Annotated in this window: 14 protein-coding genes; 8 read left to right on the forward strand and 6 right to left on the reverse strand. The window is 64.3% G+C overall.

Annotation, left to right across the window (positions count from 1 at the left end):
• Nucleotides 1–261 precede the first annotated feature (261 nt).
• The 6 genes from CCOS191_RS03065 (at nucleotide 262) to CCOS191_RS03090 (ending at nucleotide 6,816) form a co-directional block, all read left to right on the forward strand.
• Entirely contained in the window at nucleotides 262–1,398 is a 1,137-nt protein-coding gene (locus CCOS191_RS03065) for a branched-chain amino acid ABC transporter substrate-binding protein (protein ID WP_046854013.1), read from the forward strand.
• A gap of 157 nt (nucleotides 1,399–1,555) precedes the next feature.
• A complete protein-coding gene (locus CCOS191_RS03070) occupies nucleotides 1,556–2,470 on the forward strand; it encodes an ABC transporter permease subunit (RefSeq protein WP_046854014.1) in 915 nt (304 codons plus the stop codon).
• A gap of 3 nt (nucleotides 2,471–2,473) precedes the next feature.
• Entirely contained in the window at nucleotides 2,474–3,775 is a 1,302-nt protein-coding gene (livM, locus tag CCOS191_RS03075) for a high-affinity branched-chain amino acid ABC transporter permease LivM (RefSeq protein ID WP_046854015.1), read from the forward strand.
• Entirely contained in the window at nucleotides 3,772–4,647 is an 876-nt protein-coding gene (locus tag CCOS191_RS03080) for an ABC transporter ATP-binding protein (RefSeq protein WP_031314650.1), read from the forward strand. The genes livM and CCOS191_RS03080 overlap by 4 nt, the downstream gene beginning before the upstream one ends.
• A complete protein-coding gene (locus CCOS191_RS03085) occupies nucleotides 4,644–5,360 on the forward strand; it encodes an ABC transporter ATP-binding protein (RefSeq protein WP_023629375.1) in 717 nt (238 codons plus the stop codon). The genes CCOS191_RS03080 and CCOS191_RS03085 overlap by 4 nt, the downstream gene beginning before the upstream one ends.
• Nucleotides 5,361–6,048: 688 nt before the next feature.
• Nucleotides 6,049–6,816: an SDR family oxidoreductase gene (locus CCOS191_RS03090; RefSeq protein ID WP_023629361.1), complete on the forward strand. Its 768-nt coding sequence runs from the start codon at nucleotides 6,049–6,051 to the stop codon at nucleotides 6,814–6,816.
• Nucleotides 6,817–6,868: 52 nt separating this feature from the next.
• Here CCOS191_RS03090 and CCOS191_RS03095 read toward each other — a convergent pair whose 3' ends face one another.
• The 3 genes from CCOS191_RS03095 to CCOS191_RS03105 form a co-directional block, all read right to left on the reverse strand.
• Entirely contained in the window at nucleotides 6,869–7,957 is a 1,089-nt protein-coding gene (locus tag CCOS191_RS03095) for an AGE family epimerase/isomerase (protein WP_046854016.1), read from the reverse strand.
• A gap of 100 nt (nucleotides 7,958–8,057) precedes the next feature.
• On the reverse strand, nucleotides 8,058–8,690 hold the full coding sequence (locus CCOS191_RS03100; protein ID WP_046854017.1) for a TetR family transcriptional regulator: 633 nt from the start codon (nucleotides 8,688–8,690) through the stop codon (nucleotides 8,058–8,060).
• 122 nt (nucleotides 8,691–8,812) lie between these two features.
• Entirely contained in the window at nucleotides 8,813–9,358 is a 546-nt protein-coding gene (locus tag CCOS191_RS03105; protein WP_046854018.1) for a hypothetical protein, read from the reverse strand.
• Between the two features lie 335 nt (nucleotides 9,359–9,693).
• Between CCOS191_RS03105 and CCOS191_RS03110 the strand changes: the two genes are divergently transcribed.
• Complete coding sequence (locus CCOS191_RS03110) at nucleotides 9,694–11,760, forward strand: AsmA family protein (protein WP_046854019.1); 2,067 nt, start codon at nucleotides 9,694–9,696, stop codon at nucleotides 11,758–11,760.
• Between the two features lie 104 nt (nucleotides 11,761–11,864).
• Here CCOS191_RS03110 and CCOS191_RS03115 read toward each other — a convergent pair whose 3' ends face one another.
• Together CCOS191_RS03115 and osmE are read right to left on the reverse strand one after the other, a co-directional pair.
• Nucleotides 11,865–12,422 (reverse strand): ferritin-like domain-containing protein, encoded by a 558-nt coding sequence (locus CCOS191_RS03115; RefSeq protein WP_023631202.1) that lies wholly within the window; start codon nucleotides 12,420–12,422, stop codon nucleotides 11,865–11,867.
• 6 nt (nucleotides 12,423–12,428) lie between these two features.
• Nucleotides 12,429–12,770: an osmotically-inducible lipoprotein OsmE gene (gene osmE / locus CCOS191_RS03120; protein WP_046854020.1), complete on the reverse strand. Its 342-nt coding sequence runs from the start codon at nucleotides 12,768–12,770 to the stop codon at nucleotides 12,429–12,431.
• 128 nt (nucleotides 12,771–12,898) lie between these two features.
• Here osmE and CCOS191_RS03125 point away from each other — a divergent pair, with 128 nt between their 5' ends.
• Nucleotides 12,899–13,789 (forward strand): lipase family alpha/beta hydrolase, encoded by an 891-nt coding sequence (locus CCOS191_RS03125; protein ID WP_046854021.1) that lies wholly within the window; start codon nucleotides 12,899–12,901, stop codon nucleotides 13,787–13,789.
• On the opposite strand, the gene CCOS191_RS03130 is transcribed toward CCOS191_RS03125, so the two are convergent.
• Nucleotides 13,770–14,663 (reverse strand): DMT family transporter, encoded by an 894-nt coding sequence (locus CCOS191_RS03130; protein ID WP_046854022.1) that lies wholly within the window; start codon nucleotides 14,661–14,663, stop codon nucleotides 13,770–13,772. The genes CCOS191_RS03125 and CCOS191_RS03130 overlap by 20 nt on opposite strands.
• Nucleotides 14,664–14,728: the final 65 nt, after the last annotated feature.

Genomic DNA, 14,728 nt, shown 5'->3' on the forward strand with positions numbered 1-14,728 from the left:
TTACAGCGCGGTTGCACGTTAACACTTGCGAGGGTTGCAATGATGATGGGCGTCGGTTGCTCCTTGTCTAGGCGTGTGGGTGTCACTTGCTGTGTGGCAGACGGTTGCACGCTCAATAAAGAAAAGGCCGCCGGTCGCCTCTGTTCACCCCTTGTCGTGTGTTTTCCCGGAAGACAAAACCACTGGCACGGCCCTTGCTCGGAGCACAGGGCTGAGAAGTTGTAGTGCCAACCAAAAAAAATATTCTAGGAGCACCACCTCATGTCGCAGACGTTTTACAAGAAAGGTTTCCTGGCACTGGCTGTAGCCACCGCACTGGGTGTTTCTTCGTATGTTCAGGCCGACATCAAGATCGGCGTCGCGGGCCCGATGACCGGAGCCAACGCAGCGTTTGGCGAGCAGTACATGAAAGGTGCGCAGGCCGCGGCCGACGTGATCAACAAGGCTGGCGGCGTCAACGGCGAGAAGATCGTCCTGGTCAAGGGCGATGACGCTTGCGAGCCGAAGCAGGCAGTATCCGTGGCCAACCGCCTGGTCGACCAGGACAAGGTGGCGGGCGTGGTCGGTCACTTCTGCTCCTCCAATACCATCCCCGCTTCCGAGGTTTACGACGAGGCCGGCGTGATCGCCATCACTCCCGGCTCCACCAACCCGCAGGTGACCGAGCGCGGCCTGTCCGCGATGTTCCGCATGTGCGGCCGTGACGACCAGCAGGGCATCGTCGCCGGCAACTACATTGTCGACGTGCTCAAGGGCAAGAAGGTGGTGGTGCTACACGACAAGGACACCTATGGCCAGGGTCTGGCTGACGCCACCAAGGCCCAGCTGATCAAGCGCGGCGTCACCCCGGTGCTGTACGAGGGCCTGACCCGCGGCGAGAAAGACTTTAGCGCCGTGGTCACCAAGATCCGCGCCGCAGGTGCCGATGTCGTCTACTTCGGCGGCCTGCACCCGGAGGCCGGCCCTCTGGTGCGCCAGCTGCGCGAGCAGGGCCTGAAGGACGTGGCCTTCATGTCCGACGACGGCATCGTCACCGACGAACTGGTGGCCACCGCCGGCGGCGCCCAGTACACCAATGGCGTGTACATGACCTTCGGCGCCGACCCGCGCCTGCTGCCCGACAGCAAGGCGGTGGTCGAGGAGTTCCGCAAGAACGGCACCGAGCCTGAAGGCTACACCCTGTATGCCTACGCCTCGGTCCAGGCCCTGGCCGCCGCGTTCAACGGCGCCAAGTCGAACAAGGGCGAGGACGCCGCCAAGTGGCTCAAGGCCAACCCGGTCAAGACCGTCATGGGCGAGAAGAAGTGGGACCAGAAGGGCGACCTGACCGTCTCCGACTACGTGGTCTACCAGTGGGATGCCAACGGCAAGTACCACCAGCTGGAAAAACAAAAATAACAATGGCATCCGGCCCGGGCGCGCGATGCCCCGGGCCGTTGCCCCCGCGGTACCTGTCTTTGTCAGTAGATGTGCACAGTTCTGCGCTGCGAGGGCCGCTGCATCCGGGCCCTGCGTGGTCGGCGCTCGTGCAATCTCAATCAGGTGAGATTGCGTTATGGATGGTATTTTCCTGCAGCAACTGGTCAACGGCCTGACCCTCGGGTCGGTCTACGGCCTGATCGCCATCGGCTACACAATGGTCTATGGCATCATCGGCATGATCAACTTCGCGCACGGCGAGGTGTACATGATCTCCGCGTACCTCGCGGCGATCAGCCTGGCATTGCTGGCCTACTTCGGTATCGAGTCGTTTCCGCTGCTGATGCTGGGCACCCTGTTGTTCACCATCGTCGTCACTGGCGTCTATGGCTTCACCATCGAACGCATCGCCTACAAACCCCTGCGTAACTCCACCCGCCTGGCGCCCTTGATCAGCGCCATCGGCATTTCGCTGATCCTGCAGAACTACGCGCAGATCAGCCAGGGCGCCCGCCAGCAAGGCGTGCCGACCCTGCTCGAAGGCGCCATGCGCGTCGAAGTGGGCAGCGGCTTCGTGCAGCTCACCTACACCAAGATCTTCATCCTGGTGGCCGCTTTCGTCGGCATGGGCCTGCTCACCTACGTGATCAAGTACACCAAGCTCGGGCGCATGTGCCGGGCCACGCAACAAGACCGCAAGATGGCCTCGATCCTGGGCATCAACACCGACCGGGTGATTTCCTACGTGTTCGTCATCGGTGCGGTGATGGCTGCGCTGGCGGGCGTGCTGATCACCATGAACTACGGCACCTTCGACTTCTACGCCGGCTTCATCATCGGCATCAAGGCCTTCACCGCCGCGGTGCTCGGCGGCATCGGCTCGCTGCCGGGGGCCATGCTCGGCGGGATCATCCTGGGGATTTCCGAGTCGTTGTTCTCCGGCCTGATCAACTCCGACTACAAGGACGTGTTCAGCTTCTCGCTGCTGGTGATGATCCTCATCTTCCGTCCCCAAGGCCTGCTGGGTCGCCCGCTCGTGGCTAAGGTGTGAAACATGTCCGTTGCCAATACTGCCTCTGCTTCGCAAACCAAGGGTTTCGATCTTAAACGCAGCCTGCTGGAGACCATCGTCGCCGGCCTGCTGGCCCTTATCGTCTTCGGCCCCGTCGTCGGCGTGGTGCTCGATGGCTACACGTTCAACGCCGAACCCGCCCGCGTCGCCTGGCTGGTCGGCGGCGTGATGATCGGGCGTTTCATCCTCAGCCTGTTCCTGCAGACGCCGACCGGCCAACGCATGCTCCAGGGCTTCGACAGCGGTGGCTCGGGCGTGCATGTGCTGGCGCCGAACTACAAGTCGCGCCTGCGCTACATCATCCCGGCGCTGATCGTCATCGCCATCGTGTTCCCGATCTTTGCCAACAAGTACCTGCTGACCGTGGTCATCCTCGGCCTGATCTACGTGCTGCTGGGGCTGGGCCTGAACATCGTGGTCGGTCTGGCCGGCCTGCTCGACCTGGGCTATGTGGCGTTCTACGCCATCGGTGCCTACGGCCTGGCGCTGGGTTATCAATACCTGGGCCTGGGCTTCTGGAGCGTGCTGCCACTGGCGGCCATTGCCGCGGCGCTGGCGGGGTGCATCCTCGGCTTCCCGGTGTTGCGCATGCATGGCGACTACCTGGCCATCGTCACCCTCGGCTTCGGTGAGATCATCCGCCTGGTGCTGAACAACTGGCTGTCGTTCACCGGCGGCCCCAACGGCATGCCGGCGCCGTCGCCGACCTTCCTGGGCCTGGAGTTCGGCCGTCGGGCCAAGGACGGCGGGGTGCCGATCCACGAGTTCTTCGGCTTTGAATACAACGCCAACCTCAAGTTCGTGTTCATCTACGCGGTGCTGTTCCTGGTGGTGCTGGCGGTGCTGTACATCAAGCACCGGCTGACCCGCATGCCGGTGGGCCGCGCCTGGGAAGCCTTGCGCGAGGACGAGATCGCCTGCCGCTCGATGGGCCTGAACCACGTACTGGTCAAGCTTTCCGCGTTCACCCTCGGCGCGTCCACCGCAGGCCTTGCCGGGGTGTTCTTCGCCACCTACCAGGGCTTCGTCAACCCATCGTCGTTCACCTTCTTCGAGTCCGCGCTGATCCTGGCCATCGTCGTGCTCGGCGGCATGGGCTCGACCGTGGGCGTGGTGATCGCGGCGTTCGTGCTGACCGTGGCGCCCGAGCTGCTGCGCAGCTTCTCCGAGTACCGGGTGCTGCTGTTCGGCGTGCTGATGGTGCTGATGATGATCTGGCGACCGCGGGGGCTGATCCGCATCAGCCGTACCGGCGTGGTCCCGCGTAAAGGAGTGGCGCCATGAGCGACGAAGTCATTCTGTCTGTAGACAACCTGATGATGCAGTTCGGTGGGATCAAGGCGCTCAGCGATGTCAGCCTGCAGGTCAAACGCAACCAGATCTTCGCCCTGATCGGCCCCAACGGCGCCGGCAAGACCACGGTGTTCAACTGCCTCACGGGCTTCTACAAGGCCACCGGCGGGCGGATCGAGCTGAACGTGCGCGGCAGCCACACCAACGTCATCCAGCTGCTCGGCGAGCGCTTCCGGGCGGCGGACTTCGTTTCGCCGGCACGCTTTGCCAACCGCCTGTACTACAAGATGTTCGGCGGCACCCACCTGGTCAACCGCGCCGGGCTGGCGCGCACCTTCCAGAACATTCGCCTGTTCAAGGAAATGTCGGTGGTGGAGAACCTGCTGGTGGCCCAGCACATGTGGGTCAACCGCAACCTGCTGGCCGGGGTGCTCAACACCCCGGGCTACCGCAAGGCCGAGAGCGATGCCCTCGACCATGCGTTCTACTGGCTGGAGGTGGTCGACCTGGTGGACTGCGCCAACCGCCTGGCCGGCGAGCTGTCCTACGGCCAGCAGCGCCGCCTGGAGATTGCCCGGGCCATGTGCACGCGGCCGAAGATCATCTGCCTGGACGAACCGGCTGCCGGCCTCAACCCCCAGGAAACCGAAGCGCTGAGCCGCATGATCCGTGTGCTGCGCGACGAGCATGACATCACCGTGGTGCTGATCGAGCACGACATGGGCATGGTCATGAGCATCTCCGACCACATCGTCGTGCTCGACCACGGCAACGTGATAGCCGAAGGATCACCGCAGGATATCCGCCACAACCCGACGGTGATTGCCGCCTACCTGGGTGCCGACGAAGAGGAACTGACATGAGCGCGCCCATTCTCGAGCTGAAGGACCTGGATGTGTTCTATGGGCCGATCCAGGCCCTGAAGAAGGTCTCGATGCACATCAACGAAGGCGAGACGGTCAGCCTGATCGGCGCCAACGGCGCGGGCAAGTCCACGCTGCTGATGTCGATCTTCGGCCAGCCGCGCGCGGCATCCGGGCAGATCGTCTATCGCGGCACCGACATCACCCGCAAGTCGTCGCACTACATTGCGTCCAATGGCATCGCCCAGTCCCCGGAAGGGCGTCGTGTGTTCCCCGACATGACCGTCGAGGAGAACCTGATGATGGGCACCATCCCGATCGGCGACAAGCATGCCGACCAAGACATGCAGCGCATGTACGAGCTGTTTCCGCGGCTCAAGGAACGGCGCAACCAGCGGGCCATGACAATGTCAGGCGGCGAGCAGCAGATGCTGGCGATTGCCCGGGCGCTGATGAGCCGGCCCAAGCTGTTGCTGCTCGATGAGCCGTCGCTGGGCCTGGCGCCGATCGTGGTCAAGCAGATCTTCTCGACCCTGCGCGAGCTGGCGCAGACCGGGATGACCATCTTCCTGGTCGAGCAGAATGCCAACCATGCGTTGAAGCTGTCGGACAGGGCCTATGTGATGGTCAACGGGCAGATCCGCATGACCGGGACGGGGCAGGAGCTGTTGGTCAACGAGGAGGTGCGTAACGCCTACCTGGGCGGGCACTGATCCAGCACTGGGGCCGCAGCGCGGCCCTTTCGCCGGCAAGCCGGCTCCCACAGGGGGGGCGCTTGGCTTGAGCGCCATGCAATCGAAGTGGGAGCCGGCTTGCCGGCGAAGGGGGCTGCCATGCAGCCCCAACCCAAGTCAGTCGAGATGTGGACAACTTGTCGCATATCTTTCCGGCAGCACTCCACAACTCCCACGCAAGCCATTGTTTCCACAGCTGGAAAACTTTCCACGGATTATGTGGAGCCGCCTGTGGAAAACATGGTGGCACCTTGCTCAAGCCCTTGTGTACCAATGCCTCCAAGGATTTGTTCGTTTTTTGATCAGGTCTTGCTTGTGCATGATTTATCGAGGGTTTTCAGCAGCAGCGCGGTTCATCCACAGCTATCTGAGTTCTGTGGATAAGTCTGTGAAAAAACTTTGGACAGACCGCCGCAGACGGCAGGTTGAAAGCGTTGCGCCATCACGGGCAGATGTCCACAGCAGGCAAAGGTTCCCTGGAACCGACAAGTTGCCCCCAATCTGTGGGGAAAGCCTTGTGGATAAGATGCGCATAGCCTGACGAAAGCCCGCAATCACGGGGCTCTTCAGCGTCTGTACGTTTTTTGACCAGTGGCTGAAACGGTTGTCGACAACGCTTGCGCCGGGCATGCTGCAAGGCCTGCCGAGCACACCCAAGGAGAAGAGCATGACATCCACCGTATTCATCACTGGCGCGACCTCCGGTTTCGGTGAAGCCACCGCCCGCCGTTTCGCCGATGCCGGCTGGAAGCTGGTGCTCACCGGTCGCCGCAAGGAGCGCCTGGATGCGCTGTGCCAAGAACTCTCGGCCAAGACCGAGGTGCATGGGCTGGTGGTCGATGTGCGTGATCGCCAGGCCATGGAGGCCGCCATCGCCAGTCTGCCGCCGAGCTTCGACAAGCTCCAGGGTCTGGTCAACAATGCCGGCCTGGCACTGGGTGTGGATGCGGCGCAGAACTGCAGCCTGGACGACTGGGAAACCATGGTCGACACCAACATCAAGGGCCTGATGTACACCACCCGCCTGTTGCTGCCGCGCCTGATCGCCCACGGGCGCGGCGCGTCGATCCTCAATGTCGGTTCGGTGGCGGGCAACTACCCGTACCCGGGCGCGAATGTGTATGGCGGCACCAAGGCCTTCGTCGGCCAGTTCTCGCTCAGCCTGCGCTGCGACCTGCGCGGCACTGGCGTGCGGGTCAGCAACATCGAGCCGGGGCTGTGCGAAAGCGAGTTCTCGCTGGTGCGTTTCGGCGGCGACCAGGCCAAGTACGACGCCACCTACGCTGGCGCCGAGCCGATCCAGCCGCAGGACATCGCCGAGACCATCTTCTGGATCCTCAACCAGCCGGCGCATATCAACATCAACAGCCTTGAGCTGATGCCGGTGAGCCAGGACTGGGCAGGGTTCTCGATCGACCGGTCAGCTAAAGGTTGATTCGCTGACGATCGCGGGGCAAGTCGCATCGGCGCACCGCCCCGCGATAGCGTCAGATCAGGCGCTGCAGACCTTCGAGGCTAGTCGCCAAATGATAGGGCGTGGTCGACGGCATGTCATGGCGGCTCACCGCCCCCTCGCCATCGCGGCACTCATGCCAGCCGCCTTCATGCAGGAAGCGTGATTCCAGCGCCGTGAGTTGCTCCAGCAGCCGCGCCTCGCTTCCCGGCCGCAGGGCCAGTGCCCGCAGGTACTCCGCCTGGGCCCAGATACGCTGTGTCGCGTCGATCACCTTGCCGTCCACATCCAGCGTCGCCAGCACCGCAGCATCCTTCACTCCGCACTGTTCGGCGAAGTCGAAGGCCCGCTCGATGGAGGCATGCAGCGCAGTACCGCGCAGCAACTCGGAAGTGTCGAGCAGGTAGAACCATTCGAACTGGTGGCCCGGCTCGAACCAGTTATCCACAGCCCCGCGCGGCTTCTCCAGCATCAGGCCATGGGCCGGTTCGACGAACTGCGCCTGCAGCGCTTCGCACAGCTGCAGCAGCGAGTCGCGAACGTCGTCGTCCTCACGTACGGCCAGTACCTGCAGGAAGGCCTCGGCCAGGTGCATCTGCGGGTTCTGCAGCGGGCCGCTGCCCAGGTCTGACCAATCCTCACCCAGGCTGGCCTCGTACAGGCCATCGTCGCGGGCGAACTGCTCGTGGATCACCTCAAGGGCGCCATTGAGCGTGGCTTCCACCAGCCCCTCGCCGACCTTGCCCAGGTAATGGGCGCAGGCGAAGACGATGAAGGCGTGGGTGTAGAGGTCCTTGCGCCGGTCCAGCGGCTTGCCCTGGGCGTCGATGCTGTAGAACCAGCCGCCATGTTCGGCGTCATGGAAGTGCTTCTGCAACGAACGGAACAATGCCGCGGCGCGTTCGGCCGCGCCAGGTTGTTCGATGCGGCTGCTGAACAGGTACAGCTGGCGGGCGCAGGCCATGGCCCGGTAGCGTTGCACCGGCAGTGGCCGGTGCTGGGTGTCCAGGGCTTCGTACGGCAGCGCCATGTCGGCGTTCCACCCCGGGCCTTGCCACAGCGGCACAATGCGCTCGGCGAAGTGCTGTTGGAAACGGGTCAGTGCGGGACGGGGGTCGGACATGGTGGCGCTCGTGGACGGTCGGGCAGGGCGCCATGGTAGCAGAAGTGACAAGGGGTTCGTGGGGCACCGCCGCTGCCACGATCCGGCTTGGGCGAAAATCTCAGCCTGGATTGCCCAGCCCCTGCCAGTGCCGAGCGCCAACAAAAATGAAGCGCAGCTGCTGGGTGATCTTTTCCTGTGCCGTCAGCGCCTGCGCATGGCCCGGTTCGGGGCTGTCGATCAGCTCGGGCAGGGTGGCGAACACGGTCTTGACCACCAGGTCGGCCATCACCGCCAGGGCGGCGCCGTCCAGGTGCCGCCAGCGCGGCATGCGCGCAAGGTCGGTGGCCAGGTCGCTGCTGATGTCCTGGCGCAGGCGGGCGATGGCCTGGCGCACTGGTTGCGAGCCGCCGTACTGCTCGCGGGCGAGGAACAGGAATTGCGCGCGGTGGGCGACGACCACGTCGAGGAAGATGCGCACCGAGGCATCGGTGATACCACCCAGTTCGAATTCGTTATGGCGTACCAGGCGGATGGTCTGGCGGAAGGTGGTGTCCACCTCGGCGACCAGGGCCAGGCCCAGGGCGTCCATGTCGGGGAAGTGGCGGTAGAAGCCGGTGGGCACGATGCCGGCGGCCTTGGCCACCTCGCGCAGGCTGATGCTGCCGAAACCCCGGCCGCTCTCCATGAGCAGGCAGGCGGCATCCAGCAGGGCCTGGCGGGTTTGTAGCTTCTGTTCGGCGCGCGGCAGCATGGGGCAGGCTTCTATGACGGTACGGCTGGGCATTCTGGATAGAAAAACGAAGCCCGGTCAATGGACCGGGCTTGGAGGGGAGCAGCTACCGCACGGAGGGTTGTTGTTTTCGGCCATGGCGATCAGCTCACACGGCTGAGTTCGACCAGGCGATCCGAGCCACCCTCGGCTACACGGTTGTTGCGTTCGTTGAGGCGATCGGAACCCCCTTCGGCGACGCGGTCGTTGCGTTCGATCAGGCGATCGGAGCCACCTTCGGCGACACGGTCATTGCGTTCGATCAGGCGATCCGAACCACCCTCGGCGACACGGTCGTTGCGTTCGATCAGGCGATCTGAACCACCCTCGGCGACACGGTCATTGCGTTCGATCAGGCGATCTGAACCACCCTCGGCGACACGGTCATTGCGTTCGATCAGGCGATCAGAGCCACCTTCGGCAACACGGTTGTTACGTTCAAGCAGGCGTTCGGCACCGCCTTCGGCCACACGGCCTGCACGTTCCTGCAGGCGCTCGGCGCCACCTTCTGCCAGGGTGTTCAGTGGTTGGCTGACGGTGATGGCGCTGGAGCGCGACTCGGCGCTCAGGTGCTGGTCTTCGGCAGGCAGGGCGAAGGCGTTGGCAGCAAGTACGGACAGGGTCAGGCTCAGCAGCAGATGGCGTTTCATGATTCGGTGCTCCTCTGGGGGGCTGGAAAGTGGGTACGGAGCCAATGCTACGCCCGGTAACTCCAGAGAAAAGTTCATCAGGATAATGGTAACAATCGACGGCATTGATACTGTGCGTGGAGCGCTCTGGCTCAATGTTTTCGGCGATGCGCCGAGCATTGAGGCACGTCGACTCCCCGGTAACACTGCCACGCTCCGTAGACCAAAAGCTGAGAAAATCGTCAGGAAAATCTTGGTTATCATGCTGCGCGGATTAAACCCGGCGGGTTTTCATCAGTCCGACATAATGAGTGCCATCGTCGCGCCGCCTTCCATGCAGTCAGGAGAATCACGCAATGACGCGCCCTGCCAGAATCATCGTCTGGACCTTCGCCACCCTGGCCACCCTGTTGGCAATCCTGGTGGTGGTGATCGCCACCTTCGACTGGAACCGCGTCAAGCCGTTGCTCAACGAGAAAGTCTCCGAAGCCCTGCACCGGCCTTTCGCGATCAACGGCAACCTCGCGGTGCACTGGCGCACCGAACCCGAGGAGGGCGGCTGGCGTGCCTTCGTGCCCTGGCCGCACTTCACCGCCGAAGACCTCACCCTGGGCAACCCCGAATGGCTCAAGGAGCCGCGCATGGTGGGCCTGGAGCGGGTGGATTTTCGCTTGGCGCCGTTGCCGCTGATCGTCCAGCGCATCAGCATCCCGCGCATCGACCTGGTCAAGCCCAGTGCCAGCCTCACCCGCCTGGCCGATGGGCGGGCCAACTGGGTGTTCGACTTCGGGCCCAAGGATGAGCACGAGGAGCCGTCGAAGTGGGTGCTGGACATCGGCGCGATCGGCTTCGACCAGGGCAATGTCAGCTTCGACGACCAGACCCTGAAAACCAGCATGAAGGTTCAGGTCGACCCGCTGGGCAAGCCGATCCCGTTCAGCGACATCGTCGGCAAGGCCCGCGCCGAGAAAGCCGGCAATGCCCAGGACTATGCCTTCGGCTTCAAGGCCCAGGGGCGCTACAAGGGCCAGGCGGTGGCCGGCACCGGCAAGATCGGCGGCCTGCTGGCGCTGCAGGATGCCAGCCAGCCATTCCCGCTGCAGGCCGACGTGCGCATCGGCGATACCCACGTCGCCCTTGCCGGCACCCTGACCGACCCCCGCAACCTGGGCGCCCTCGACCTGCGCCTGAAGCTCTCCGGCAGCAGCCTGGGCAACCTCTACCCGCTGACTGGCGTGACCCTGCCCGACACGCCACCCTATGCCACCGACGGCCACCTGAACGCCAACCTGCATGCCGCCGAGGGCGCGCATTTCCGCTATGAAGGCTTCAACGGCAAGATCGGTGACAGTGATATCCATGGCGACCTGGCCTTCGTCGCCAGCCAGCCCCGGCCGAAACTGTCCGGCAACCTGGTTTCCAACCAACTGCTGTTCAAGGACCTGGCACCGCTGATCGGCGCCGATTCGAACGCCGAGCAGAAGGCCCGGGGCGGCGCCAGCAAGCAGCCGGCCAACAAGGTGTTGCCGGTAGAGGAGTTCCGCACCGAGCGCTGGCGGGCGATGGATGCCGACGTGACCTTCGCCGGCAAGCGCATCGTGCACAGCGAGAAACTGCCGTTCAATGACCTGTCTGCCCATGTGATTCTCGAGGACGGCCTGCTGCGCCTGGAACCGCTGCGCTTCGGCGTGGCCGGGGGCAACCTCGATTCCAACATCCGCCTGGACGGGCGCAGCACGCCGATGCAGGGGCGCGCCCAGCTCACCGCCAGGGGCTTCAAGCTCAAGCAGTTGTTCCCCAGCTTCGCGCCCATGCAGACCAGCTTCGGCGAGCTCAACGGCGACGCCGATATCAGTGGCCGGGGCAACTCGGTGGCGGCGCTGCTCGGTACTTCCAACGGCGACCTGCGCCTGCTGATCAACGATGGCGCCATCAGCCGCAGCCTGATGGAGATCGCCGGGCTCAACGTGGGCAACTACGTGATCGGCAAGCTGTTTGGTGATGAGGAAGTGAAGATCAACTGTGCCGCAGCCGATGTCGGCATCAAGGAGGGCCTGGCGACCACCCGCCTGTTCGTCTTCGATACCGAGAATGCGATCATCCACATCGACGGCACGGCCAATTTCGCCAGCGAACAACTGGACCTGAAGATCACCCCGGAATCGAAAGGACTACGGCTGTTCTCGCTGCGGTCGCCGTTGTACGTACGCGGGCCGTTCGCCAAACCGAGTGCCGGTGTGCAGGCAGTGCCGTTGGCATTGCGCGGCGCGGGGATGGTGGCGTTGGGTGTCGTGGCGGGGCCGGCGGCGGGGCTACTGGCGCTGATCGCGCCGAGCAGCGGGGATGTGCCCAACCAGTGCACGCCGTTGTTGCAGCAGATGCGCGCCGGCAAGGCGCCGGCGGCGGTGAAGGCCAAGAAGTAGGGCCGCTTTGCGGCCCGATCGCCGGCAAGCCGGCTCCCACAGTTATCACCGATCGCCTGTGGGAGCCGGCTTGCCGGCGATTGGGGCGCGCAGCGCCCCCAACATTACAAGCCCTGCAACAGATCCGACATATCGTCGGCGTGCTCTTCTTCCTGGGCCAGGATGTCCTCGAAGATGCGCCGCGTGGTCGGGTCCTTGTCGCCGATGTACTGGATGATCTCGCGGTAGCTGTCGATGGCGATCCGTTCGGCCACCAGGTCCTCCAGCACCATCTCCTTCAATGAACTGCCCGCCACGTACTGGGCATGGGAGTTCTTGGTCAGGTTGTCGGGGTTGAAGTCCGGCTCGCCGCCCAGTTGCACGATGCGCTCGGCCAGCTTGTCGGCATGTTCGGCTTCCTGGGTGGCGTGCTCGAGGAACTCCGCGGCGGCGACGCTGGCCTTGATACCGCTGGCCATGAAGTAGTGACGTTTGTAGCGCAGCACGCAGACCAGCTCGGTGGCCAGCGACTCGTTGAGCAGGCGCAGGATCTTCTCGCGATCGGCGTGGTAACCCTCGGTCACCGCGCCTTGCTCGACATGCTGGCGGGCACGTTCGCGCAGGGTTTTCACATCGGTCAGTTCAACGCTCATGTTCATCTCCGAAAGGATCAGGGTAGTCATGGGGTGTCATGCGCCGTGGACGGCGTCGCTGTCTTCCTGGCGTTGCTTGCAGGTCTTGAAGCCCTTGGCGTCGACATGGCCGGTGGCGTCGAAGCGCACGTAATAGGGCTGTTGCTGGCCATCGCGGTTGAGGATGTAGTCGTTGCAGGTGCCGCCGTGGGGCAGGTCGCTGACATTCGACGGACTGCCGCCGATGGCGATGACCTTCTGCATGGTCATGCCGTGCTCCACCTGCTTGACCAGCGGCTCGTCGCGGTAGGTGACGTAGTCCACCGGGTTTTCCGGGCGGCTGCCGCAGGCGGCGAGGGTGGCGCTTGCCAGAAGGATGGCCAGGGTTCGCTTGTACATGGTCCCGCTCCTTGCTCAGGGTCTGTTCTGCTTGGAACCGCGCGGCGCGCCGGGAGTTCGATTGCGAATGACACTGGGCGCGCGCGCGCGGTAGTGTGGGCCGGTCGTCCATGGAAGAGGGCAGGGTGATGAGTCAGGAACTGGCCACGCGTTATCCACTGGTACTGGTGCCGGGCATGCTCGGCTTCGTGCGGGCGCTGCTGTATCCCTACTGGTTCGGCATTGTCCCGGCATTGCGCCGGGGCGGCGCGCAGGTGTATCCGGTGCAGGTGTCGCCGCTGCATTCCAGCGAGGTGCGCGGCGAACAGCTGTTGATCATCATCGAGGACATCTGCCGGCGAACGGGGGCCGAGAAGGTCAACCTGATCGGCCACAGCCAGGGCGCGCTCAGTGCCCGCTATGCGGCGGCGAAGCGGCCAGGCCGGGTGGCCTCGGTGACCTCGGTGGCCGGCCCCAACCATGGCTCGGAGCTGGCCGACCACCTTGAACGCACGGCGCCGGGCGACTCCGCCAAGGGGCGCATCCTCAAGGCCGTGCTGCATGGTTTCGCCGTACTGCTGGGCTGGCTGGAGACCGGCTGGCGCCGGGAGCGGCTGCCGATCGACGTGCATGCCTCGCACCAGTCGCTGACCAGCGCCGGTGTGGCGCTGTTCAACCAGGCTTATCCACAGGGGCTGCCCGAGGTCTGGGGGGGCGAGGGGCCGGCCGAGGTGAACGGCGTGCGTTATTACTCCTGGTCAGGCACCTTGCAGCCGGGCCGCACCGACCAGGGGTTGAACCGCTTCGACGGCAGCAATCGCTTCTGCCGTCTGTTCGCCCGTAGCTTCGTGCGCGAGAAGGGCCACTGCGACGGCATGGTCGGGCGTTTCAGCTCGCACCTGGGCCAGGTGATCGGCGACGACTATCCGCTCGACCACCTGGACATCGTCAACCAGTCCCTCGGCGCCGTGGGCAAGGGCGCCGAGCCGGTGCGGCTGTTCACCGAACATGCCGCGCGGCTCAAGGCCGCGGGGTTGTGACCGTGCGCCGTACTGGCGTTGTCCAGCGCTCGGCCAGCAGCACGCCGACCAGTGTCAGCAAGCCGCCGACCAGGTGATAACTGGCCAGTTGCTCGTCCAGCACCACAGCGGCGATCACCGCCGTGACCACCGGCAGCAGGTTGAAGAACAGCGTGGTGCGGCTCGGGCCAAGGCGATGCACGGCCTGCATCCATACCCGCGGCGCGACCATCGAGGCGAGCAGGCCGGCATACAGCACCAGGCCGAGGTTGTGGCCGTTCAGCCCGGTTTTAGGTGACAGCACGAACAGCGGCAGCAGCACCAGGATCGCCACCAGCACCTGCAGGTAGAGCAACTGCAGCGGCGGCAGGCGCAGCTGCCATTTCTTCAGCAGGAAGCTGTACAGCGCATAGGCGAGGGTGGCCACCAGCATCATCAGGTCGCCACTGTTCAGGCCCTGGTGCAGCAGCGTGCCAGGCTGCCCGGCCGAGACGACTTCGAGCACGCCGAAGAACGACACGATTGCGCCCAGCAGCGCGCCGTAGCTCAGGCGCTGGCCCAGCCAGGCGATGGACAGGGCCAGTGACATCAGCGGCATCAGCGAGAGGATGATGCCCATGTTGGTGGCGCTGGTGATGCTGGCGGCGAAGTACGCCAGGCTCTGGTAGATGGCCATGCCCAGCACGCCCAGCACGAACACCTTGCCCAGGTGCGGGCGGATCGCCGCGCGGTTGCGCCAGACCTGGGGCAGCAGGAAAGGGGTGAACAGCAGGCCGGCCAGCAGCCAGCGGTAGAAACCGATCTCGGCCGGGAAGATGGCCCCCGCGGACATCTTGGTGACCACGGTGTTGCCGGCCCAGATGAGGATGGCGATGAGGGGGAAGAGGTAGTTCATTGGTGCTCTCAGGTAACGGGTGTCCCCTGCGGGAGCGGGCTCGCTCCTGCAGGGAGGGTATGACG

The sequence above is a fragment of the Pseudomonas sp. CCOS 191 genome (assembly GCF_001007005.1).
GTDB classification, from domain to species: Bacteria; Pseudomonadota; Gammaproteobacteria; order Pseudomonadales; family Pseudomonadaceae; genus Aquipseudomonas; species Aquipseudomonas soli.